The sequence below is a fragment of the Paenibacillus sp. Soil750 genome, from assembly GCF_001428045.1.
Taxonomy (GTDB): domain Bacteria; phylum Bacillota; class Bacilli; order Paenibacillales; family NBRC-103111; genus Paenibacillus_E; species Paenibacillus_E allorhizoplanae.
Genome location: NZ_LMSD01000034.1, coordinates 290,099 through 314,237, shown reverse-complemented (window position 1 = coordinate 314,237; position 24,139 = coordinate 290,099). Strand labels below are relative to the sequence as shown.

Genomic DNA, 24,139 nt, shown 5'->3' with positions numbered 1-24,139 from the left:
ACGTAGATGGCTACTAAAATGCCGAAAGTCCCCGTTGTCATTGTTGGAATGGGATGGGTCGGGGGAATTATCGCCGCAGAATTAACGAAACAAGGTGTTAAGGTTGTTGGCCTAGAGCGCGGCAAGCCGCGCAGTACAGCAGATTACTATATGGTGCATGATGAGCTTCGATACGCTTCTCGTTATGATCTCATGCAGGATTTGTCCAAAGAAACCGTCACTTTCCGCAATACGGAGAAAATGGCTGCTGTTCCGATGCGGGAGTACGGCTCCTTCTTGCTTGGGGAAGGTCTCGGCGGTGCAAGTGTTCACTGGAATGGACAAACCTTGCGATTTCTCCCCTATGATTTCGAGATTTATAGCAAGACTGTCGAACGTTATGGGAAGCAGAAAATTCCTGAGGGCATGACGATCCAGGATTGGGGCATCACGTATGATACGTTAGAGCCTTATTTCGATAAATTCGAGAAATTGGCTGGCATTTCGGGTGAAGCTGAGCAGAATCCACTTGTAGGTAAGCGTTCCGCTCCGTTCCCAACCAAACCGATGGTGAAAACGCCGATCTTGAAATTGTTCGAAGATGCGACCAAAAAACTCGGGTACCATCCCTATATGATGCCTTCGGCTAATTTGTCAGAGCAATATACGAACCCCGATGGCATTACTCGTGCAGCCTGTCAATATTGCGGTTATTGCGAACGATTTGGTTGTGAGTACGGGGCAAAAGCAGATGTGATCGTGACCGCACTCCCTATTGCGCAGAAATCCGGCAATTTCGAGTTGCGCTCCTACTCCAATGTGACTCAGGTGCTGAATGATGGCAAAAAAGCTAGCGGCGTTGTATACGTAAACACTGTAACGGGTGAGCAGTTTGAGCAGCCTGCGGACGTCGTCATCATGGCCAGCTATGTATTTAACAACATTAAGCTTCTGCTCACTTCCAAATTGGGTAAACCATACGATCCTGCCTCAGGTAAAGGTGTTATCGGTAAAAATTACTGTTACCAAACGAACGGCGGGAATGCGACAGGCTTTTTCGATGAAAAGCAGTTCAACTTGTACGCGGGAGCAGGTTCCCTCGGCATGGAAATTCCTGATTTCAATGGGGATAATTTCGACCACACGAATCTGAATTTCATCCATGGGGCTGGTATCCGAATTTCGCAAACCGGCCAACGTCCGATTGCGACAAACTCCGTTCCCAAAGGTACACCAGCCTGGGGGAAAGATTTTAAACAGAAGTCGCTGAAATATGCAAACAGTGTATTGTCTGTCTCACCGCAAGGCAGCAGCATGCCATGGAAACATCATTATGTGGATTTGGATCCGACTTATAAGGATGCTTACGGTCTGCCACTGCCTCGGATCACCTTCGATTTTGAAGAGCAGGATCGGCAAATGATCAAATTTATGGCAGGGAAATCTGCAGAAATCATGAAAGAAATGAACCCTTCGACGATTGGGTCTTCGGATACGTTAGCAGCCTACAATATCGTTCCGTATCAATCGACCCACAATACAGGCGGCGTCATTATGGGGGCAGACCCCTCCACCTCTGCGGTTAACTCGTATTTGCAAATGTGGGATGCTGAAAATGTGTTCGTCGTAGGTGCATCGGCGTTCGCTCACAATAGTGGCTACAATCCAACAGGTACGGTGGGTGCTTTGGCTTACCGCGCTGTGGACGGCATTGCAAAATATTTGAAACAAGGTGGAAGTGTCGTTTAACTCGGGCAGCCCACACGTTTCATGATAAAGGAGGAATGACATGGAGCAAGAAGATTGGATCTTACATTTGACAGAGGTTCGCAAGCGATTGCTCATCGTGTTCGCCTGGTTCATCGTTACACTGTGTGTGGGCTTGTATCTCTCGTCGGATATCCTTCTGTACTTGAAATCACAGCCATTGATCGGTGAAATTAAGTGGAATGTGTTTTCGTTCACGGATGGGCTGATGATTTATATGAAGTGTGCGTTTCTGTTCGCCGCTTTATTTACAGTGCCCGTCGTTCTTTACCAAGCATGGGTATTCGTAAAGCCAGGGCTTACTGAAACCGAATCCAGGAACGCGCTTCCTTACATACCAGTCGCTTTTGCGTTATTCATCATCGGGGTTTCGTTCAGTTATTGGGTCGTTTTCCCGATGATGATGCGCTTTATGATCCGAATGAATCAATCGATAGGCGCCGTGGAGACGTATGGGATTGATCGATATTTTGCTTTCTTGTTTCAAATTGTCATTCCGATGGCAATCGCGTTTGAGCTGCCTGTGGTTCTCCTGTTTTTGACGAAAATAGGTCTCTTAACGCCTCAGATTCTGAAAATGTCCAGGAAATACGCCTATATCGCGCTGACCATCACAGGCTCATGCATCTCACCGCCGGATATGATTTCACACTTATCGGTCACAGTGCCACTAATTCTTCTGTTTGAAATCAGCGTATTGGTGGCCGGCTGGCAATGGCGTGCCATGCAACGTGTTGCGAATTTGAACCTAGTTGAAGATTAAGAGAAAAAGAAAAGAGGATGATTGCAATGTTCAACAATATTGGAGTATCAGGATTAATCTTAATTCTGGCTATCGCTTTAATTGTCTTCGGACCTTCCAAACTGCCGCAGCTGGGCCGTGCATTTGGGGATACGCTTCGTGAATTCCGTAACTCAACTCGGAATATCATGGAGGATGGCGATCATGACCATTTGATCGAAAATGAAGGCAAAAAGCCGCCTCTGTAGAGGCGGCTTAAAATTAACTGAAGTTGTAGTGATGTTTTTCATCACTACAGACCTCGAAATCAGCCTGGAAGTTAGCCAAAAGCCGTCACTCAAGGTCAAAAACCTTTTGTGGCGGTTCCTTTTTTTACCGTTCCACATTCAAAACTATAACTTCTCCAGCCAGATTGCTGTCGATAAATGAATCACTTCTTGTGGTTCAATTCCCCTCGCTCCTGTCAGCTCAGGCGGATAAGGAAGATTAAACGCATCCGTTACATACGTGTAAGGCTCTATTGAGAAAGCATCTGTCCAATCTGGTTTAAATAAGACTACGAACGGAAATTTCGGATCGATCTGATAGGCAATACGATATCCGGCTTCCTTCATTTCAAAACGGCACGTTCGATCCCCGTTCAGTGTCAACAACGAGCAACCGAGCTCAGGATAGGCCAGAGATATACCTTGCGACAAGCTTTCGCAGAATGCAGTTTCTGCGGGCAGCGCCTGAACGAAAGCCAAATTGGACACTAGCCATTCTTCAGCAGCGGGAACGGTCAAGTAACAACCATCCCCCGCGGATGGTGTGGCAAAATACGGATGCAGCCCCAGCGCAAATGGGGCCATGTCTCCACCTTTATTTTCAACTGTAAGCTGGGTCGTCAAACGACCTTCAAACATATGATGCGTCACCGTAAAAAGTAAGGGATGAGGAAAATAAGCGATAATCTCTGGATGTTCAGCAAAGTCAAATTGACAACTGACATACGCCCCCTTCTCGTCTGAAGCACTTGCATCTACAACATGCCAAGCTTTATGTGACATTTCACCGTGCAAATGATGAAAAGGCGGTTCATTGAGCGGGAGACGATAAGACCTGCCGCCGAATGTAAATGACCCCTTGAGGATGCGATTCGGTGGAAATAAAATAGGCGTCCCATACATGGTATGTGCGCTTGCCTGTTCAATAAAATCTTGCAAACTGTTCGGTGGGACAATGACTGGCATCTCCATATACGTGTAGGAAAGTAAATTAGCGCCAAAGTCAGGAGTTATCATCGCTATTCCATTCCCTTGGGTATCCACAAGTTCAAACAACGTATAACCCAACTCCTGAACCTTATTCACAGCATATCGATTCATTGTACAGCACCCTTTCAGAGCTAATTAGAGGCTCTCCGCGATCATAATACTCGTATCGGTATACTGAAATTCATTGTCAGGTTTTTTCCCGGTGAATATGAGATCGTACAATATTCGCAGGGAGCGGTATCCTTGCTGAACCGGATTTTGCATAATGGTAAAATCAATCAAACCTTCTCGCAGTCCTTGCTCAACTTCAGGCATCAAATCATTGCACACGATGCGGAGGTGTCCACCCTTCCCTGCCAATTTCACCGCATCGATACATGCCCCTGCATGACCTGTTGCCATATAAATGCCATCCAGATCAGGATACATCTTCAGTGACTCATTCAGCTTGCGAAATGTATCTTCGTAGCGATCATAGCCTTCAATGACATCAACAATCTCGATCTCACTCTGGATTAATTTCTCTTTAAAATACTGGACTCGCATGCGATGCGCATGGAATTTCATATTGGCTACAATGACTAGCACCTTAGCTTTGCCTGTAAACATACGGGTCATTAAACCAGCAGCGATTTCCCCGCTTTTCCCCAGATCCTGACCCACAAAGCAGCTCCGCTTCGAGTTCTCGACGTCCGAATTAAACGTCACTACTGGAATACCTTGTTCAATCGCCTTATCAATGCTAGCTCGGTTAGCTTCATCATCAATAGCCGAGAAAAGAATACCGCTTGCTCCACTCGCAATCAATGACTGAATCGCGCTCGCACCCTCACCAGGCAGTTGATTATTGATGTACACGTACTCTAAGCAAATACCTAACCCCTTTAGCTCATCCTCTGCAGCATGAATCCCTTTACGAATGTCATCAAAGAACGAAATTTCTTTCGGAGGCATTACGATACCTATCTGTATCGGTTTTCTATTGTAAGCAAGTGCCTTCGCAGCCACATTGGGTACATACTGTAGCTCATCTGCAATCGCAAGAATACGTTCCCTTATCTCAGGCTTTACACCTGATCTTCCATTCAGTACACGATCAACGGTACCTCTTGACACACCTGCTTGCTGGGCAATTTCTCTAATAGTAACGCTCATGGGGTTCTCCATTCACAAGGAATTGTGCGCGGGCACGTAATAAGTATGATAGAAATGAAGCTCGATATCAAGTCCGCGGCATTCATACCTAATGTTTTCTCGTTCCCACTATACCAATTGAATAAACACCTTGCCTGCTTCAACTTTCGTCGCATAGGTTTTGAGCTTGATACACACGGGAACTCGCTTCGCCTCTCCTGTTGTGATATCGAATCGACCGTTATGCTTCGGACATTCGATGAGGTTTCCCATGACAAGTCCCTTCGATAGATGAATTTTCTCATGTGTACAATAACCGTCTGAGGCGAAAAATTGCCCCTGTGCGTTCCGATAAATAGCGAACGTTGCTTCTCCGTGGTCAAATCGAATAACATCCTCATCTTCTAATTCACTAGCTGCACAGACCTCAATCCATTCATCCATCATAGTTGTTGTCTCCTTAATGTAGATTGTTCCTCTTCGCGGCTACCACCAAAATAATAAGGTTGAGCAGTTACGGGTAACGGTTTCACGACCACATAAGAGGGGTCATTTTTCTGTAAACGCAGCGCTGTAATGACCTCTTTCAATGCCGCCCATAAGCTCGTACGGGGGGCAGGACAATCAGCCAACATCTCTCGATGAAGTCTAGGCAACGCATGATACGGTACCATGGGATACATATGATGCTCGGTATGATAGTTCATGTTCCAATACAAAAATCGAAAGATCGGATTCATATGAATGGTGCGTGTATTCAAACGGTGGTCTAGGACATCTTCATAAAGGCCAAGGTGCTGTGTCATTCCAAAAAGCAGTACAAACAGATTGCCATAGAAGGATGGCAATACGATAAACATGGCGGGAAGCAAGCTCCCTGTGTATAAACATGCCGCCGTGGTAGCAAGGATAATCAGCATGTAGATACGTGCTTCGCGAAATACTTTCGGAAACTCGGATGCAGGAATATAATCCTTTTCCTGTTTTTCCAATCGGCCTATCGTGTGTAGAGCAAATCGCTTGATCTCGATTGGACCGCCATATAAATGAAAGATCTGCATGAGGATGATTTTCCAAATCGGTGGTCTCTCCGTCAATATTTCGGGGTCTCTACCGACAATAATGGTATCAGTATGATGCCGTGCGTGGCTCCAGCGCCAAGGAGTAGCTGAACGCAACACGAAGAATGACGCAATCTGATACACGACATCATTCATCCATGGTGTCTTAAATGCAGTACCATGCCCGCATTCATGCCACCTCGAGTCGCCTGGAGAAGCATAGATCACACCATAGACGAAAAATGCCGGCACAGCCCACCAAGTTCCCCATGATACATACGCCAGATAACCGAATATCAGCAAGGCACCAAACCAGATTATGGTGTCCCGAATCGCAGGTCCATCCTTGCGTTTCATTAGCTCTTTCATTTTTGCGCGCGGAATGGGGCTAGCATACCACTCCGCACTAGCTAAACCGCGTTCTTGTGCTCTAATGCTTTCCTGGCCGGTAATACTGTAATCTCTTTTCTGAACAACAATGGCCACATTAACGCCTCCTTTTTGATTAGAACTTCACTTTTCGTGCTCGGGCACGAAAATGTCCCAAAAATAAAGCCACTATGGCTTATTGCGATTTGCCTTTGCCTGTCACCCTATTCCGTGCTCGGGCACAACTCAATTCTAAAACATCCTGCTTTACTTTTCAAGTAGAAAAAAAGCCATGAAGAGGGAATATCCTTTTCATGACTCTGAAACTAACAGAACAATCCTTGTGACTCACAATTCAGAATAAATTTGGTTTAATTTATCGGGATTGCGGATCACATAGATGTGGTTCGATTGGTGCCGACTCGCAGTAAGTTCAAACAGGATAACCATCAATGGGGATTGATCCTTAACAAGAATCAGCCCGGATTGTCCGTTGAACGTCACAGTCAGCCAGTCTCCCACCAGTGCCCCTTTAGATTGAATACCTTCGAAAAATGAAGCGATGCGCTCTTTCCCGTAAATCGGATGAATGGCAGCACTTACCTTTCCGCCTCCATCTGATACCATCACAGCATCTTCCATTAGGAGTTGAACAAAATCTTGAAAATCCCCCGTACCCACCGCGTGAAGAAACTTCTGGACCAGAGGCTCTGTTTCACCTAATGAGCGCTCAGCTTCTTCGTCAGAAGTCTCATTGATTTTACTCTTGGCGCGGCTATAAATTTTGCGACAATTCGCTTCCGTTTTCTGAAGAATGTCCGCAACCTCTTCATAATCGTATCCAAGCACTTCTCTAAGTACGAAGACCGCACGCTCTACCGCGGACAGCTCTTGCAGCAAAACTAAAAACGCATATGAAATCGTTTCATCCTGGACAAGTCTTCCCATTGGATCTTCGCGGGATGATGTCACTTGAGGCTCAGGAAGCCATGCGCCGATGTAGGTTTCTCTTTGCTTACTCGCCGAATTCAAGTAATTCAAGCAACGATTCGTAACCATTTTGACTAAATACGATTTCAAATTCGTTACATGCCCGATGTCTGTCTTCTGTAGTGTGATAAACATGTCTTGCAACATATCTTCTGCATCGGATACAGAGCCTAACATGCGGTACGCAACAGAGAATAAAAGCTGTTTATATGTCAGATAGACAGTTTCCAATTCCATAAGATGAAGCCCCTTTCCCCTCTGTAGTGTAACCGCAGGGGGCCAACACATACATGAATTTCCAGATTTCCACTTAGTTTCTCTTACCATATTTTTCTTGCGACATAAGTAAGACAATCTGTCTTCAGTTGAATTTGTCTGCCATTGCGCTCTATCTCAAATGTTAACTTCTTTACTGTCGTTCCCACATTTTCCCAACCTTCATATTGATTTTTCAATATGACTTGTAAGTGTTCTGTCGTGAGATTCAGTTCAACAAGAGGTGTTAATTTCTCGCCAGTCAACTTATCAATCTCTTGTAGATTCGAGTTTACGATCAAACAGTTAACCCCATTAACTTTCGTGCCATTGGCTATTCTATTTAAAACATGTATGAAGGTTTGTTCAGAGTCAACATGCTCCAGCGAAGACACAGCGACGATATAATCAAAAGTATCCGGCGCAATTTCATAATCTACAATGTCGGAGAGATGCGTTTCGATTTGACCATTAACACCGAATTGCTCACTATATACCAGCAACTTAGTTAACGCGGATTGCATAATATCCACGCATACCACTTTACCACTTCTGTGTTTCAAAGCTTCTGCTATCGGTATACTATTTCGCCCAACACCACTACCCAAATCCAAAACTGTGACATCTTCATATGCGTCGAAAAACGATAACGTATCCATAACCGTTTTCACCGGCTTTGCCAACCATGAGCCTTCTTCAAATAACTTGTAGTTCTCATAACAAGCTTCATGATACTTTCTTTCTGCATCTCTTATCTTCGTAATCCGCGAGTACGCCATCAACCAACAATCTCGCATTTCTCCTTCGTGCATCTCATGAGCAGGCAGTTCCTTCACTTTGGTAAATCCACATCGTTCATAGCAGCTAATTGCTCGTATATTCCACTGCTGTGGATCCATGACAATGCGATCGGCTTTAAGGACATCTATTAAATAATCACGCATCGACGTGACTAGCCTTTTCCCAATCCCCTGATCCCAATAGGCAGTATCACCTATGAATTGGTCTGTTCCATAGATCTTTTCGGTCGTATCCGAATAGCCGTACTCGCGACGTTCTTCTTCCTCAATCTCATAAAATTGGATATAACCGATCGGCTGGCTCTCATATTCGATAAGGCATCTGACAACTGCTTCTTCTTCCTTATAAAAATGTTCATCCACCAAATCCCCATCGTGGGGGCAATCGCGGCCGCCATAGTAGGTCAATACCAAGGGGTCATTCAGCCAGGAAATTAACAGGTTTTTATCTCTTTGTTCAAGTTCTCGAATCGTTAACACATCCGTTTGGAAGACTAACATATCAAATCTCCTTTCCAATTCTTGCTATATAAAAGTTCGACATGAGACTTCCATATTCTTTTTTTATTGAAAAATGGAACTAGCTTTTTTGCACAAACGCGAGTTTTTGCATGCTATTGCTATGCCTTTCAAGGCCGCCTATACTAAATTTGAACAGCACATGAATAGGAGGCCGTTATGAAAATTTATATCATTCGACATGCGGAACCGGACTATCCCAATCATACAATCACCCCGCCCGGACATCTGGAAGCACAAGCCTTAGCAACGCGACTTTGTGGAACGAAGATCGATCGAATTTACCATTCCCCCCTTGGCAGGGCCATTCACACCATGCAGTATACCGCGGATGCGATGGGCATTAAGCCCGTATTATTACCTTGGACAGCTGAACTAGAGGGGTGGAATTTCCAAAACCCTGCTGGGAAATCCGAAGTCATTTGGAATGCTGATAACTCGTGGATTCGTGAGCAACGTCCGTTTCCGTCCAGTGAGAACTGGCATCAACTGCCACCGTATGACAATCCGGTTTTTCGTGACAAATATGAGGAAATTCGTCTCAACTCGGATCGTTTCTTTCAGGAGAACGGCTATCAACGTGAGGGAGGACGCTATCGCATTGTCGCATCCAACCGAGACACCATCGCCGTTTTCTGCCATCTCGGCTTTGGTTTAGCTTGGCTGTCACATCTCCTAGAGCTTCCCTTGCCGATGGTATGGGCTGGTTTTTGGATCGCGCCTAGCTCAGTAACAACGGTTGTTATGGAAGAACGTTCACATGGGTGGGCAGCTCCGCGATGCTACGGTGTTGGTGATGTAGGACATATCTATCAAGCAGGACTCCCTCTCAGCCGTGCTGGTCTGGTTGCCGACAATATTGACTAATAAACACGAAGAAGGCTGTCCGCAAGTAGAATCTTTCTACTCGTAGAACAGCCTTTTCATTCATAGCGTAACGTTGTATCAATCCCAATTTATTTCAATCACTACCTCCTGTTGGAAACCGTCACACACGATCTCAAATACGTCATTCCCTATTGAAATCAATTGCTGCTCTTCTCCATTGGCCAACACTCGGGTAGGCACTCCTTGCATGTGAAAAGCAAATCGGCCGCCTTCCCGAAGTCGAATGGTATCACTTCCCTCTTTGCTCCACTGATTCATAATTGCATGGGGGGAGGCGTATTTATTGACTAACCCTAATGGAGTTACTTTACCTTTAACCTCAACGAGCAGAAACAGCTTACATGCGTCTGGCTCCAGCATAAAAGATAAACTTTCACCCGGTTCCAATAGCCTGCACGCTTGTGAGAAATATTCATAGAGCACAACTCGTTTATCCGTAAACGATGGGATATCTGATGCAGATAGGCTGCATGCTAACGTTTTGCCACCTTCCCCGATATGGAATGCGGCAATAATGCCAGCTTCACCTGCATAGTTCCAAATTTTAAGTGGGACTGCATCACGCGTTGGATCTTTGGTCAAACAATCCATTGTAGGAAGGGCAGTTCTTGCACAACGTATCAACTTTCCATCGTTATATAGGAGTGGCAGGAGAAGCGATGGATTGGTTTGTCCCAATGCATCACTGATATAGACGGGCCCACCGCTTATTGCTCGCAGTACAGCATTCTGCTGATCGTCATGGTTGATAGTCCAAAACATATCCCAATCCCCCCAGTAGAAGGAACCATGATAGTAGGAATTATAGGCATTCTGCAACGCATGCTCGCGAAAACCGTTCTGACTCTTGGGCATAAAATCATCACTATTGCGCGACACCGCAGATTTCGGACGATGCCAAATGTTTTCTGCCGCCATTCCCATACAGTTGATCATGGTATTATCGAAATGCAGGGCAACTGAGGCCTCTATGGCTTGATGTGCAGCTGCGGAGGATGCCCCGACGGAACGCTCGTATTGCAGAAAGTTATTAATGGCCGCCTGACTGTCAACTTTGACGAAATTAATGCCCTGGCGTTGAAGATAGCCATGCCACGCATGCCAGAAGCCGAAACCTATGGCTGGATCAGGATAAGGAACAAGACTGCCATCTGCTGTTCTGTAGAGGTAATGCCCAAGCGTCTTCGCTAGGCTACTATCCGGATGAATGCCACCCCAATACCCGACAATCGTATGCCAGACCCCGACCCACTTTACACCATACTTGTCTTTGAGCATGGCTACCGTATGTGCGATTCCCTCTGGAAATTTGTCTATATTGGCATCAAACCCCTGTAGTTTCCCTTCCTTAATTGTGGACCATCCATCATCTATCATCATCCAACGAACAGGTAGACCTAGATCATTGAACTCCTCAGCTTTGGCCAATACCCCGCGCTCATCCACCTTCTGATAAAAGGCATCCCAGCTGCACCACCCCAAATAATCCAGTACCTCTGGATACGATTTGCGCTCACGTGGAAGGACGGGATAATCTAACTCCTTTAATGCTGCATCAGTTGTTCGATCTGCCAGCGTGTATGGGTCGTCACCAATGCCAAGTACGAAGGCAAGTGCCTCCACACGCTGCAATCCTCCTTGATAGGAAGATAGCATCACAGACATGCCCTTTCCCTCTGCGCCACCCCCACCTTTTAGATCGGTCCTGAATACAGGCCCACTTACAGGCAGCAGTCGATAGTAAGTTGAGTCCGACTCCCACAGAAGCGAAACCGTTTGCGCTGGAAGCTTTGTCAGATCTGGGTCAAAATGTGGCCGAGTCCACCAGTCATTATGCTGATAGTTCGCCATTAAACTGTGTATACCCTCAATCTCATCTATTGTAATGGCAATACTCCCTTTGCCAGAGAACGATTTCCTTCGCATAAAGGGATTCTCACTGGCAATCCTCCCATCTACGAACCCAAGTAGGAACTCTCCGTAATTCCTTAGTTTTACAATCACAGATACTTCTGTATCTTTATAAAAGTGTAATGTATATTCATCAAATGTCCCAAGCTTGTTGACACCCTTTGTCTGATCAGTGGATTGATAGACTAGCTTCAAAGGTGCTTCTCCATCCAGCGAAACCGTTATGCCCAAGCCTTTAACACCGGTATGTCAGAAGTCAATTCTACGTCTTCCCGCAGATCTGTTACGAATAACGTCGTATCCTTATACCTAAACATCGTTGTTCACATCCTGATTGTTTTTTCCATAACTGTAAGTAACCACACAAATTTTATAATGTTGAATGGCTTCGGCAGAGCTTTACTTTCCCCTGCCTAAGCCATTCAACTTCCTTTATTGTAATATCGCCCAATCAGTTAATGCTGTCATATCCGTGAGATTATCCCAAATAAATGCTTTAAGCGAATACCCTTCTACTAATTCCGGGGTCGTAATCGTTACAGTTAGCGTATTATTATCGTATTTGTTCAATACGACCTCCTGACTCTTGGTTTCCACGATACCAGCTGGGCCATGTAAGACGACAATTAACGTAGCGTTAAGATGTTTTTCGGATGAATTAATGATTCTGGAAGATACCGTAATCGTACCGGCTGTCATAGAGGTTATTTCCTGACCATTAACATCCGTGAACGTTGGTGTCTCTATAGCCATTTTCGGCCCGACAATCACCTCAACTGAATTACTTTCGAGGAACCGGCCATTATAACTGAATTTGGCATGAAAATGAGTCACACCATTGGAAATGCCGCTAACGACGCCACCGTTGATAGTTGCAACCGTTGGATCATCTACGATATAAGACAGCTCCGCAGAATCCGTAGGCAGTTCCACCATCTGCCCTTCACTATCAGTACCTGTCACGGAGAATCTCGTTGTTTCGCCTTCACGTAGCTGCAACTTCGTAGTGAACAGCTGAATACGCGCGATATCTTCCAAGCCGAAGCCTTCCAGATACACAAGTTTAATCGCATCAGCGACAACCTCGCCGCTTGCTGCATCGCTCAACTGAACGAAGCCTGAAGTTCCTGCACTAAAACTATGAATACCAAGCTGGTTCCAGGTTCCGCCTCTCACCGGTCTTTGATCGGCCGTATAGGTTTTCGAGCCTGTTGAAGAAGTAACCGTGTACTTCGCATTCCCCGCTCTCGATGAACCTCCGTCCGGCAGGTAGTAATACACCGCATAAAATCCGGGAATCGTAACTTGTGGTGTCCATTTAACGGAGTTCGTTCCCGAACCTGCTGCAATCTTCACAAAGTTGTTATTATAGGAATTGGTTCCTGTTGCAGCCGTCCATGTGCCGACCTTAACGGCCTGTGTATCATCGACGATGATGGACTTTCGCGTTTTTACGGCTACGCTCGCGCTCGGTAGGGATGTATTCCAATTCCTGTCTTTGGCCACCACATAGAGATTATAATCCGTATCTGGCGTGAGACCTGTTAGGACTGCTTCATTGCTGGCGATCACGGAGGTGAGCAGCTGATTGTTCGCTGCGTTATAAATATCCGCATCCAGTTCCACACCATTTTCGGAAGAGTCCCAAGTAAGGGTTACTGTCGAATCTTGGTAATCACTCACGGTAACCGAGGTAGGCGCAGCCGGAGCTACCGTGTCAGTGATCGCAGTTGACGAATCTTCGAACGCCCCAATATCCGGCAATCCTCGGTAAATCGGATTGTTCCAGAAATCTCTTCCCCCGTTGTTCGCGACGACAGTACCCGCTCCAATCAACGGTGAATCCGGCTTTAGCTTATAACCGTCCACCGTGTAATAACCGTCCACGCCTTTACCTGGATCTACGAAACCAGGATCGCCGACGACGTTATTCTTTCCTTGTGCTGGTGCGGCCTTGCCGTAGAAAGCATTGGACAGGAATTTAGGACCTGTTGGATACGTTTCTGTGACGGGAGATGGCCCTGTTACATAAAATACGTTGTTCATATACGTGGCATTCGGATTATTTTTCATTTGGAACCCAATGCCAAGATCATTATAGAAAACGTTGTTATAATAAACTCCCGGGTCGTTGATGTTCATCGTATAGCTATGCCATCCGTCACGCTTATCGTTCTGGCTGATGTTGTAGCGGAGGATGTTGATGCCGCCTTTCAACTGTCCCATATCCATGAAGAAACCGCCTGCATTGTCATGGGTGTAATTGTATTGGAAAATATGGTCACCTCGCGTGGCCAGATCCGTATCAAAAGCTGCGGAATCCGAATCGGCTTTGATCTCCGCACGTGTACGCCCTACTTCGTTAAATTGCACGAGTGCCCGGTCGGTTCTCCAAACCCAGATACCCGCAATCCATTTGATACCAGGGGCATAGGCACCTGCATCCAAACTGATGTTATGCTCGATCAATGGATTAACCGATACCCCTACTATGATGCCGTCAGCCCCTGTATTTGACACCGTGTTTCCTCTTATCGTGACATTTCGGTTAAAATAGGCGACATCATTGGAGAATGCTGTAATATTAACCCCAATGACCGCCAGATCATGAATATAATTGTTTTCAAGCGTCAAACCGTCAATATATGCTTTAGGCTTACCGGTTTCGAATTCCCAAGCCTCAATTTGGATACCGGCGTTTGCATTTTTGTTAACCCCTTTATCCTTGCCATCTGTGGTCGTGGTTGTCGCTTCACCTGTCAAATTCATCCCTGTGACATCATGAATATCCATATTACGAATCGTAATATCATTCATAGGTCCATTGTGAAATGACTTAATCCAGATCCCGCTTCTTCTGTAAAAACCCGTTTTGTAGTCATCCGTGGCCGCTGGATTAAAGTTCGTTAACTCCAGATCCTGCAGCGTGATATACTGAATATTTTCCAGATCGATCGCTGCATAAGCGGCATTGGCATTAATGACCGGCGTAGGACCATCCCCATATTTGCCTACAACAATGGGATTCCCTTCTGCCCCAGAGCTTTTAAGCTTCAGTGAGCCTGACCAAGAACCGCCAGATTTGAACAAAATATGATCGCCAGGCAGAAAATTGGTCTTGTTGTTTACTTTTGTTAAACTCTTCCAAGCTGTCGCTTCACTCGTTCCGTTATTACTGTCATTTCCGTTTACGGCATCCATATAGTAGGTAACTCCGTCAGCATAGGCACGATTAACAGGACCGACAGCTCCCCATACACTTAGCAGCATAATTGCCGCCAAAGTGATGGAAATCATCTGTACAATTTGACGTTTATAATTCATGGTTACCCTCCTCATGGACGCCGATGTAGGACAATAGGCCATATTCCAAAATGTAATCAATAGCCGCCCGCTTTGCCGCCGCATTGCCATTGAGATCCAAACGAAGTGTGATCGGCTCATCAAATTGATTCACACTAAGGGTCTGGCCAGATGGATTTGTCAGGGTCACGACGAAATTGTGATTTTCACTGCTTACTTTAGCAATACCTTGAAACTCAGGTGCTGCAAGTGGCGTAATGTTGAACGTCGCCACAGCATTGTTCCATTCTGATCCTGTTGACAAAGCAGCTACTTGTTTAACCACTTCCGATGGGATGCTCACGTTTAGCTCATCCGACTTAATATCGAACTTTTTCTTTCCTTTGGCGCTAAAGTCTTCTGCTGGAATGCTAACCTGGAGCGCATTGGAATTTACGACGATGCTCACATTTTCTTCTGAAAATATCGTATTAATAACTTGCAAGGTCAACGCAGATGCAGCTCCTGCACTGAACTCGAAAGAGAACGTCGCATTGCCAATAGGCAACGTCGCGAGGTACGTCTTGGACAGAACAACATGCGTACCGTTCACGACATAATCCGTACCTGCAGCAAGCAGATTAGTTTCATTCTTGATCGCTGTCAGCGTATTCCCATACAAGTTCAAATCAACGTTAACATCAGCTTGCTTGGAAACGTTCTTATCAAACGAAGCCGTAAGTGGTGAGATGGTCGAAGTAGCATCACCAACCGTAAAAGCCGTTGTCTGCGGAACTTGGATACCTTGGCCGCCAATCTTAACCGTGCACGAACCTTTTCTATTCGCCAAACGGCTTAAATCGAACTGGAACGTGAAGTTGCCATCTTCATCGCTAACAGTTTGATCCAACGCAATCGTTGTTCCAGTTGCATTTTGTACCGCCATCGTCACATATTTGTTTTGAAGATTAAACGTTTGTCCACTCACTGTTACGAATTGCCTGCTCGGATCAACGATCGCCGTCACATTCATTTCCGATGCAGGCGGTGTCGATGGCTCAAAGGCAATCTTGCCAAAGTTTCCTCTTACCTTTTTGTTTTGCTCGCCGTTAATCGTCCAACCCCATTGTCCACGGCTGGCAAAGCCACCGTCGCTGAGGAAAGCATTCAGAATAAATGGTTTTCCCGTCCATGGTTGAGACAAACCTAGTGCGTGCAGAGGTATGGCCACTTCCATCGTATAGCCTTTTCCATCTGTGTCCTTCTTGAGCTCCATGAAGACAGATGGTTTAGAATTTACACCATTAATGGCCATGTAGGATTGATAGCCAAAGTCGATACCGCTTCCGAGTACCAGCTGAATATCTGTTGGCAGCATTGTACCCTTTTTGTCCGGATACAGAGAATAATCGAGATCCTCAGCGCCCATAAACAATTCCAGCACGTCACCGTTCCAAATGCCGGTTCCTGTTTTGGTGTTAATCATTGGGGTTGGATCTTTAATTTTGGCTCCGAGATACAGCTTTCTCTCATCGTATTTAAAATAAATGTCCGCACTGTGCTTATCCCCATTATTATCGGTTACCCCTGCAATGCGCAGCAGCTCGCTGCCAGCCCATTCACCAGTCGGATTACCGTTCGCATCGGTGTCAACCACACCGTCTAAGACGATTTCCCCTGATGCCTGTTTGACCACAATGTCGGTATCAATCGGAGCTACAGGTACTTCCACCCCATAACCGAAGGCCATCTTCGTCAAGTAAGGGAACCCATTTGCAATATTTCCAATGAGCTTTACTCTTACGAATTTCACGCCTGACGGTAAATAATTCGCCTGCAGAACATCCGGTATGCTGTTATTGGCTAATGATCCGAAGGCCGGATGCTTGTAAACACCTGCGAGATTGTAAAGTGTGAAATCGTTGCCATTCGTCGAAGTCCAGATCTCCATCGCTTGGCTGCTCGGCACATTGCCGAAATAATAGCCTTCGACGTAAGCATTTTTGAAGTCCTTACCGGCTGGGGCTGCATACGTCATCATCGATGCAACCGTTGGATCCCTACGTTTAATATAAGAAGTTGTGCCGAAGGTTCGAATATCCGCTATATTCGTTGGATTGACTACTTGCAGATTGCTCGTATCGCTCCCCGCTGTAAACATGGAGAAACTGGATGCATCATCAATCAGATAACCACCCAATGGCGCTGTTGTTGACATGGAACTTTCAATGGTAATTTGATCAATTCTGAAGTCATTTGCTGTAGCAGTATCTCCATAATATCCGGATTGCGGTAAAATGACGCGGAGATATTTGGTTCCTGGTGTAATCGGTTCAGCCGTCGAGTATGTCGCTTTCACATACTGAACACCGGATGTCATGAGTTCCGGACGAAGCTTGCGAAGCAGTGTCACTTTCTTGCCGTTTTCAAAAGTACCTGTCTGGCTGTTATACACCGCTTCATACACGGACAGTTCATTTTGAACCGTAAAGTTAAGCGTCCATTTGTTATAAGTGACTTCCATATCCAAAGACTTAAGGTCGTTCGCACCGGCATAGTACGAGAAATCGCCAGCCACGCCAACCGCACCGCCACTGTTAATGGTAGTTCCTTTGTAACTGAACACTTTTGAGAAATTATTCAAATCATCAATAAAACGATTAGTACTGTCAAAAGTCATCGTATTGCCAATCACGGTTCCAGCCTGTGGGGAAGTAGGCGGTTGCGATATATATACGCCAGCGCTTACGATATGCGTGCCTGCTGCCGTCCCCTGCTGCGCAATAGGTGTCACGCCAAAAAACAAGAATTTACCTATATCTTCCGACACAATTGTATAGTCAGTATTCACTGCATTTGCAATTGCTGTTTTATCAGAGCCATTCGCTTGTGTGCCACGGTACCACTTGTAGATCGACGTTCCTTCAGGATCCGTTTCCGCATCGCTGAAGATATAGTTGCCTGTTAACGTATTCCCGAGTGTAGGCGTGCCATACACGTTTAAGGTCACCGCAGAGGGAGCTTGATTTGTTGGAACTCCTCCCACATCTTCTTTGACAATGACGATATCATCCACAGCGGTTGTGCCTGATTGAAGCCGGAAAGAAGAGAACGAGTACTGAGAAACTTCGGTCGCCGTCGGCGTGTAAAATGAAATAATTGCAGCCGAGGTAATTGGTACACCATCAATCGCTACACTATATTTCTTGGCAACCATATCAACATCCACATGAATGCTGTACCACTGATTCGCCACGATGCCGGATTTGACGGTGGTCTTATCGTTATTACCGGATCTGCGTGAAATTTTGTCTCCGTAAAACAACAGCTCGACTACTTTCGCACCACTCGCATCCTTCAGTGCAAGGAAGTAGCCTTCGAAATTTGTGCTAGTGGTACTAGTCTTAGCACGCAAATCCACACTGAAAGAAGTGGTGATAGGAGAAGCAAAATTGAAGGTAGCCATATTTGCAGTACCATTGCTATTCTCTGTCGTTGACAAAGAGCGGTTACCATAGGTATCTTCCACGACGCTGACTAAATTGGGAGTTGCTGTGGCCACCCACCCCGTTGGCACCTGACCTACAGTAGTGTTTTGAAAGTCTTCTGATAGAACGGTTACAGTTGCGGCTTCTGCCTCATGAGTTGCTATGGGAACCATGCTGAATAGAAGAGCTGCCAATGTAAGCATTGTTACTAGTTTTCTCATTCTGCCACCTCGTCATTATCTCGAATTTCCTTACTTCTCGAGCAATACTTTAGCTGCAACGGACTTTAGCACCTCATCATTCACAATGAGCTCAGCTTGGCTGACTTTATCCTGAAGGAATCGATCGAAAGCTTGATCGCCTAGTTTCTGTGCAATCCCTTTTCTCACCTCATCCAGTGGAAGTAAAGCATCCTCTTGTTTCTCCATGCACTGTAGTAAATTGAGTGTCTGGTGCTCCTCAATAACACCGCTAATTTCGCCCTTTTGCAGACTTTTCGCTGCTAGTGCAATGGCGGGACGCGTCATCACGTCCATTCTGGCTGATCTGGCATCGAAAACTTGTTCCTTACAACTGTAGGTAGAAGGTTGATTTTTACAATATAACTCCGTTACTGTCTTGAAATCTTCGCCAACTTCCAATTTCTCGATCACATCCTGCAACTGATGCTCGGCGCCTATTTTAGATGTTCCTTCATTGGTTAAGCTGTAAGGGATGGAAAACATGTTTACCTTGCTCATTCCTGCCTTTACAAAATCCCGTTGATTCGCATCATAATAAGCTTTAATTTCTTCCTCCTTGATGGTTGCAGAACTGTTCATCTTACGCTTAAGATCTTCCAGTAATTGTGACTGTCTCATTTCGTAATACACTTTTGCATCCATTTGTTTGGGACCATAGATTGGTTTACCGCTTCCTGCATCCTTTGTTCTGCGATCATTTTCAATCCGCAGTTCTTCAAGAAAAGCCGTATAACTGGCATCTCGAAGATGACCATATTGAATGCCTAGCGATTGCTGGACCTTCACCATCGTCACTTTTTGAAGAACATCTTTTGTTATTTTCTCCAAGGGAACTTCACCTTGAAAACTTGTTGTCCAAAATTTCGGACCATCTTCAGCACCGTATGTATGTTGAAAATAAGCGAGAATCTTTGCGCGCTCCGCCAATAAGAAGACGGAAAATTCGCTAGCTTCAACAACCTCGCCGTCCACGGAAGCAACACTTACAGCATTGGCACTGTCCTCTCGATTGAGCTGTATGCTTCCAGATAGCAAGATGCTCGCCAGAATCACAATAAAACACCATAAACCGATAGCCAGCCTACTGTTTCTCGCTTTTTTCATCGTCATCTACTCACCTCCATGTGAAAAAGTTTCCAACTCACTCACATATTAGCAGTTATGTTTCAGCCCCGACTATATGATTACATGACATAAACATCGAATTTGTAACCTATTCTGAAGTATCCGATGTGATCTCCCTTGACTCAAAGTGAAGCTCAAAGCGCAGGCAATGGTCCGTTTCCTTATTCATTGCCTTATGGTTGAAATCTAGCGCATAAAACATGTCTTCCTTGCCGAAATGGTTTATAAAACTCAGCTGTTCCACACTCGGCTCCAGCAACTCTCCATCGAATAGTCTCAGGCCAAATCCAACTCAACAACCCTAATGTGGCTAATCTTTGCCTCCGATAAAAATAAACGGCTTCATACGTTTTCGGTTTCCATCCTCCCATATTCTACGAAAAAGCGACCATGCCAGATCGGGGATCGGGGATTTCATAAATTGATCCCCTTCTTTCGAGTATGTCGTTAATTTTCATGCAGATAACCTCTCCTCCTCCGGAAGCCGGATATTTCTTCCTGCGCCAAGACCTGCCCATAAAAACACAAGGACAGCAACGAATAGCACACTGAGCGGCATACGCCAACCGCCACTCAAATCATGCAGCCAACCGAATAAAGCTGGTCCTGTACAAGCAAGCGTATACCCGATGGATTGTGCCATGCCAGATATTTCGGCTGCTTGACGCGTACTGTTCGTTCGCAAATTAAAGAACATCATCGTCAGGCTAAAGGCAAATCCAGCCGCACTGCCGATGAGAGCGCCACCTAAGGCAAGCAGCACCGCATGATTCATGAATAAACAAATAACCCCGCCAATCGACATGGCGGCACTCGTCAATGCTAATACGCGTTGGTTCTTCACCTTCACTGCAATCAATGGCACAACGAAATTAAAGGGAAGTCCAGCGAATTGCATCAAAGCTACCATCACCCCGGACGTACCAGCTCCAATCCCGCGTTCTGCCGCAATGTCTGGAAGCCAGGCCATGACCACATAGAAAAAGAACGATTGCAATCCTAAATATAGGGTAATTTGCCACGATAGTTTATATCGCCATAAGGATATTCGTTTTTCTTTTGTACTTTTATTGTCGGCTGACGTTACGTGCTGACGCGCTCGTATACAATACAGCCAATACGAAGCGGTCAGGATAGCTAGAATCCCCCATAAAGCCAACGTTTTCTCCCATCCCCAGCCCAACGATCTGGCAATTGGGATACTAGAAGCCGATGCAATGGATCCCGTTAGATTCATGGAGACCGTATAGATGCCGGTCATAAAGCCAAGTCGGTTCGGAAAATATCGATTCAGCAAGGAAGGCAGCAACACGTTGCCCACAGCAATGCCCATACCAGCCATTGTCGTGCCGACAAGCAGCAGACTTACACCTGACCAAGGTCGTATCAGAAGGCCTGACGCCAACAGGAATAATGCGGCCAACACCACACGTTCTAGACCAAAGCGATTGGCGAGACGTGGCGACAGGATAGAGAATGCAGCAAATGCCATCAGAGGCAGCGTCGTTAGTGTACCTGCAACAAGATGTGACAAACTCAATTTCTGACTGATTGATTCCAGCAGCGGACTAATAGACGTTAATGGTGCCCGCAGATTAGATGCAATGAGTACAATGGCAATGACCATAGCTATTTTATCTTTCTCAATTTTCCACATGCAGATCACCCTTACTTAAATGGGAACGGCCCCGAATATCGGAGCCGTCCATGTATTCATTATTTTTTATTAGCAGCTGCCCATGCATCCAGCTGTGTTTGAACTTCTTTATTAATTTTATCCATACCCGCTGCTTTCAACTTCTCAACCATTTTAGGCAAGTATTCTACTGGGTCTAACGTACCTGTGATCAAACCAGGGTAGAACTCAGCTAAAGCATTGGTGTACGCACTGATTTCATTTTTCACATTTTCATTGTTGAAAATAAAGCCAATGCCTTTCGCTTCTTCCCCGTCCGTATTAAACTTATTGTATTTTTCCCATTTCTGCGGATCTTCGTTCGTCCAGAGATAATCATTGAATTGATTGCCGAACATGTAAGGCGCTCCAAGCGAATAGCCGGAAGTTTGCGCTGTCACACCCTGTGGGAAGTCGATCGTATTCGCGTCTTTCTTCACAAAGTGTTTGCCTTCAAGCCCGAATGCAATCATATTGAGCAATGTTTTATCCGAGTACAACAGATTCAGGAACATCATGACACGTTCTGGATTTTTGGACGTACGGGAAATCGACAACATATTTCCGAGTACACTGCCTGTTGTAATAAGTGGCTTCGTAAACTCAACCTGAACCCATTTTTGACCGCTCGCTTGTGACACTTCCAAATCTTTACCCGGTTTCAATGTTTCAGGGAAAGCAAATACTTTACCCGAACGGTACGTACCTGCGAAGTCAGTCAACGTAGCGGCATCTTTGTTGATGTAACCGGCTTTGTACCATTTATTCGCTAGCTTCAGCATTTCCATGTAGCGTGGATCGCTATAAAGGTCAACTAGCTTCAAGTCTTTGTTGTTACGATCCAAGACACCTAGATTCGTTGCACTGGAGCTTGCCCCATAAAAATTACCTTCTTGCACAGCGATGAATAGCGCATTGCCCTTGCTGCTTAAGAACGGAATCATCCCCGGCTCATTCTTCTTAATGACCTCAAAGAACGGCTCCATATCTTCCGGTTTTTTCACAGTACTGAGATCGAACTTATACTTATCCACTAAATCTTTGCGTACCAGGAACCCTTTATTGGCGGCAAATTCTTTGTTAGTCGGCATCCCATAGGTTACGCCGTTGTATTTGATCCCGTTCATCACTTTAGGATTCACAATTTTCACTGCATCTTGCCCATATTTTGCTATCAAGTCATCAAGCGGAATGATCGATTTGTTTTGGATTTTGCCAACCCAGTTATCCCATGACGTCGTCCACGTAATATCAAACACTTCGTTGGACGCATATTTCAAATTCATTTTGTCCGCCCAACTGCCCCAATCAATAACCTGCATGTCGAGCGTTACATTAATCTTGTCTTTCAAATACTTGCTGATCTCAGCGTTCACAAGCTCTTGATCTTTCTGTGGAACACCAGGCACGAACATCTTAATTGTGTAAGGATCTAACTTCGCTGGTGCAGGCGTTGCCGAAGCCGTTGTTGCAGTGCTTGCTGCCGGTGCTGGGCTGCTTGTACTGGTGCTTCCCGTGTTGGAAGAGCACGCGTTTAACACGAGGCTTGAGATTAGTGTCAAACCTAAGGCTGCACTAATTCTTGTGCGAGTCAATTTCATCTTTTTAACCCTCCATTTAGTTGATTGTACGAACATGCTATATGCTCGACCGGCGCGATAGCCGGATGAAGCCTACCCTTTTACAGCACCAACTGTTAAGCCCTTTACGAAATATTTCTGGAAGAAAGGATACGCCAGTACGATTGGCCCCATCCCGATAATGGCCATTGCCATTCGTGCCGTTTCGCTCGGAAGTTTGGCAGCTTGATCGCCTACTCCGCTGTCCACAGCGATGGTAGTTAAATATTGCAAGTTTCGTAGCGCTTTATACATCAAGTATTGAATGGAAACCAGCTTATCTGAATTCAAAAACACCAAGGAATTAAACCAATCGTTCCAGTAGCTTAATGTATAAAACAGACCGATGGTCGCCAGTACGGGAAGCGATAACGGCAGAACGATTTGTGTGAAAATCCGGATCTCGCCAGCTCCGTCAATTTTAGCTGACTCCAAGATGGATGGATGAATGCTTGTCGTAAAAAACGTCCTCATAATAATCACGTAGAAGGCACCAAGCAAATGATTCGGAATAATCAATGCCCAAATCGTGTCCCGCAAATCGATGAAGTTGGTATACACGAGATACCACGGTACCAATCCTCCTCCGAAAATCAATGTGAAGAAAACGAAAAAAGAGAAAAAATTTCTAAAAGCAAAATCTTGCCGGGATAACGGATAGGCGACCAAAGCTGTAATCGTAAGCGCGATAACCGTTCCGAATACTGTCACGAAGATCGTAATCATGTATGATCTGAGAATCGGACCGATATCACGCAAGAGATACTCATAGGCAGCCCAGCTAAATACACGCGGGATGACATTATAGCCATACAGGTAAATCGTATCTTGATCCGTCAGAGAAACGCCTAACACAACGAGCACTGGAAAAATACAGGCAGCTGAGAACAGAAGGAAGAACAGATGCAAAGCAATTTCAGTCGGTTTATTAATGGAATTGATTTCGCGCTTCCGCCTTGTCAACGAAAACTTGCTACCCTGCGGGGGAGCTTGCGAGGCTACAGTCAACTTCTGAACAGATTCTTTCATTTCGGCTC

17 protein-coding genes and 1 pseudogene are annotated in these 24,139 nt (G+C 45.5%); 4 read left to right on the top strand and 14 right to left on the bottom strand.

Annotated elements, in window-relative coordinates:
• The first annotated feature begins 6 nt into the window (after positions 1-6).
• Genes ASL11_RS26015 through tatA form a run of 3 tightly spaced genes read left to right on the top strand, consistent with a single transcriptional unit; the run spans position 7 to position 2,736 of the window.
• Complete coding sequence (locus tag ASL11_RS26015; protein ID WP_056621317.1) at positions 7-1,728, top strand: GMC family oxidoreductase; 1,722 nt, start codon at positions 7-9, stop codon at positions 1,726-1,728.
• 40 nt (positions 1,729-1,768) lie between these two features.
• Entirely contained in the window at positions 1,769-2,509 is a 741-nt protein-coding gene (gene tatC, locus ASL11_RS26010; RefSeq protein ID WP_056621315.1) for a twin-arginine translocase subunit TatC, read from the top strand.
• A gap of 26 nt (positions 2,510-2,535) precedes the next feature.
• Positions 2,536-2,736: a twin-arginine translocase TatA/TatE family subunit gene (gene tatA, locus ASL11_RS26005; RefSeq protein ID WP_056621312.1), complete on the top strand. Its 201-nt coding sequence runs from the start codon at positions 2,536-2,538 to the stop codon at positions 2,734-2,736.
• Between the two features lie 144 nt (positions 2,737-2,880).
• Here tatA and ASL11_RS26000 read toward each other — a convergent pair whose 3' ends face one another.
• From ASL11_RS26000 to ASL11_RS37255, 7 genes and pseudogenes are all read right to left on the bottom strand, one after another.
• On the bottom strand, positions 2,881-3,855 hold the full coding sequence (locus ASL11_RS26000; protein WP_056621310.1) for an aldose 1-epimerase: 975 nt from the start codon (positions 3,853-3,855) through the stop codon (positions 2,881-2,883).
• Positions 3,856-3,879: 24 nt separating this feature from the next.
• A complete protein-coding gene (locus ASL11_RS25995; RefSeq protein ID WP_056621308.1) occupies positions 3,880-4,899 on the bottom strand; it encodes a LacI family DNA-binding transcriptional regulator in 1,020 nt (339 codons plus the stop codon).
• Between the two features lie 108 nt (positions 4,900-5,007).
• Entirely contained in the window at positions 5,008-5,325 is a 318-nt protein-coding gene (locus tag ASL11_RS25990; RefSeq protein WP_056621306.1) for a MocE family 2Fe-2S type ferredoxin, read from the bottom strand.
• Entirely contained in the window at positions 5,322-6,425 is a 1,104-nt protein-coding gene (locus ASL11_RS25985; protein ID WP_056621304.1) for a fatty acid desaturase family protein, read from the bottom strand. The genes ASL11_RS25990 and ASL11_RS25985 overlap by 4 nt, the downstream gene beginning before the upstream one ends.
• A gap of 231 nt (positions 6,426-6,656) precedes the next feature.
• Positions 6,657-7,535, bottom strand: coding sequence for an RNA polymerase sigma-70 factor (locus ASL11_RS25980; protein WP_056621303.1), 879 nt, complete (start codon positions 7,533-7,535; stop codon positions 6,657-6,659).
• Between the two features lie 83 nt (positions 7,536-7,618).
• Positions 7,619-8,332, bottom strand: a complete 714-nt coding sequence (locus ASL11_RS37260) for a class I SAM-dependent methyltransferase (RefSeq protein ID WP_056621865.1) — start codon at positions 8,330-8,332, stop codon at positions 7,619-7,621.
• A gap of 57 nt (positions 8,333-8,389) precedes the next feature.
• Positions 8,390-8,854, bottom strand: a pseudogene (locus ASL11_RS37255) (GNAT family N-acetyltransferase); the annotation flags it as partial.
• 177 nt (positions 8,855-9,031) lie between these two features.
• On the opposite strand from ASL11_RS37255, the gene ASL11_RS25970 reads away from it, so the two are divergent.
• Positions 9,032-9,739, top strand: a complete 708-nt coding sequence (locus tag ASL11_RS25970) for a histidine phosphatase family protein (protein WP_056621301.1) — start codon at positions 9,032-9,034, stop codon at positions 9,737-9,739.
• Between the two features lie 78 nt (positions 9,740-9,817).
• Here the strand turns inward: ASL11_RS25970 and ASL11_RS25965 are convergent, their stop codons facing one another.
• The 7 genes from ASL11_RS25965 to ASL11_RS25935 all read right to left on the bottom strand — a co-directional run bounded on the left by ASL11_RS25965 (position 9,818) and on the right by ASL11_RS25935 (position 24,131).
• Positions 9,818-11,866 (bottom strand): Sip1-related alpha-galactosidase, encoded by a 2,049-nt coding sequence (locus tag ASL11_RS25965; protein WP_157257056.1) that lies wholly within the window; start codon positions 11,864-11,866, stop codon positions 9,818-9,820.
• Positions 11,867-12,103: 237 nt separating this feature from the next.
• The gene (locus ASL11_RS25960; RefSeq protein ID WP_056621294.1) at positions 12,104-14,995 is read right to left on the bottom strand and encodes a golvesin C-terminal-like domain-containing protein; all 2,892 of its coding nucleotides are present in this window, start codon (positions 14,993-14,995) and stop codon (positions 12,104-12,106) included.
• A complete protein-coding gene (locus ASL11_RS25955) occupies positions 14,985-18,662 on the bottom strand; it encodes a X2-like carbohydrate binding domain-containing protein (protein ID WP_056621292.1) in 3,678 nt (1,225 codons plus the stop codon). The genes ASL11_RS25960 and ASL11_RS25955 overlap by 11 nt, the downstream gene beginning before the upstream one ends.
• A 30-nt stretch (positions 18,663-18,692) precedes the next feature.
• The gene (locus tag ASL11_RS25950; protein WP_056621290.1) at positions 18,693-19,793 is read right to left on the bottom strand and encodes a peptidylprolyl isomerase; all 1,101 of its coding nucleotides are present in this window, start codon (positions 19,791-19,793) and stop codon (positions 18,693-18,695) included.
• A 469-nt stretch (positions 19,794-20,262) separates the two neighbouring features.
• Complete coding sequence (locus ASL11_RS25945; protein ID WP_056621287.1) at positions 20,263-21,465, bottom strand: CynX/NimT family MFS transporter; 1,203 nt, start codon at positions 21,463-21,465, stop codon at positions 20,263-20,265.
• A gap of 59 nt (positions 21,466-21,524) precedes the next feature.
• Complete coding sequence (locus tag ASL11_RS25940) at positions 21,525-23,084, bottom strand: ABC transporter substrate-binding protein (RefSeq protein ID WP_056621286.1); 1,560 nt, start codon at positions 23,082-23,084, stop codon at positions 21,525-21,527.
• Positions 23,085-23,156: 72 nt separating this feature from the next.
• Positions 23,157-24,131 carry a carbohydrate ABC transporter permease gene (locus ASL11_RS25935; protein WP_082595824.1) on the bottom strand — a complete coding sequence of 325 codons (975 nt, stop codon included), beginning with the start codon at positions 24,129-24,131 and terminating at the stop codon, positions 23,157-23,159.
• Positions 24,132-24,139 lie beyond the last annotated feature (8 nt).

Coding starts and splice junctions, on each gene's coding strand:
- ASL11_RS26015 (WP_056621317.1), top strand. CDS start 7: ATGGCTACTAAAATGCCGAAAGTCCCCGTTGTCATTGTTGGAATGGGA.
- tatC (WP_056621315.1), top strand. CDS start 1,769: ATGGAGCAAGAAGATTGGATCTTACATTTGACAGAGGTTCGCAAGCGA.
- tatA (WP_056621312.1), top strand. CDS start 2,536: ATGTTCAACAATATTGGAGTATCAGGATTAATCTTAATTCTGGCTATC.
- ASL11_RS26000 (WP_056621310.1), bottom strand. CDS start 3,855: ATGAATCGATATGCTGTGAATAAGGTTCAGGAGTTGGGTTATACGTTG.
- ASL11_RS25995 (WP_056621308.1), bottom strand. CDS start 4,899: ATGAGCGTTACTATTAGAGAAATTGCCCAGCAAGCAGGTGTGTCAAGA.
- ASL11_RS25990 (WP_056621306.1), bottom strand. CDS start 5,325: ATGATGGATGAATGGATTGAGGTCTGTGCAGCTAGTGAATTAGAAGAT.
- ASL11_RS25980 (WP_056621303.1), bottom strand. CDS start 7,535: ATGGAATTGGAAACTGTCTATCTGACATATAAACAGCTTTTATTCTCT.
- ASL11_RS37260 (WP_056621865.1), bottom strand. CDS start 8,332: ATGGCGTACTCGCGGATTACGAAGATAAGAGATGCAGAAAGAAAGTAT.
- ASL11_RS25970 (WP_056621301.1), top strand. CDS start 9,032: ATGAAAATTTATATCATTCGACATGCGGAACCGGACTATCCCAATCAT.
- ASL11_RS25960 (WP_056621294.1), bottom strand. CDS start 14,995: ATGAATTATAAACGTCAAATTGTACAGATGATTTCCATCACTTTGGCG.
- ASL11_RS25955 (WP_056621292.1), bottom strand. CDS start 18,662: ATGAGAAAACTAGTAACAATGCTTACATTGGCAGCTCTTCTATTCAGC.
- ASL11_RS25950 (WP_056621290.1), bottom strand. CDS start 19,793: ATGACGATGAAAAAAGCGAGAAACAGTAGGCTGGCTATCGGTTTATGG.
- ASL11_RS25945 (WP_056621287.1), bottom strand. CDS start 21,465: ATGTGGAAAATTGAGAAAGATAAAATAGCTATGGTCATTGCCATTGTA.
- ASL11_RS25940 (WP_056621286.1), bottom strand. CDS start 23,084: ATGAAATTGACTCGCACAAGAATTAGTGCAGCCTTAGGTTTGACACTA.
- ASL11_RS25935 (WP_082595824.1), bottom strand. CDS start 24,131: ATGAAAGAATCTGTTCAGAAGTTGACTGTAGCCTCGCAAGCTCCCCCG.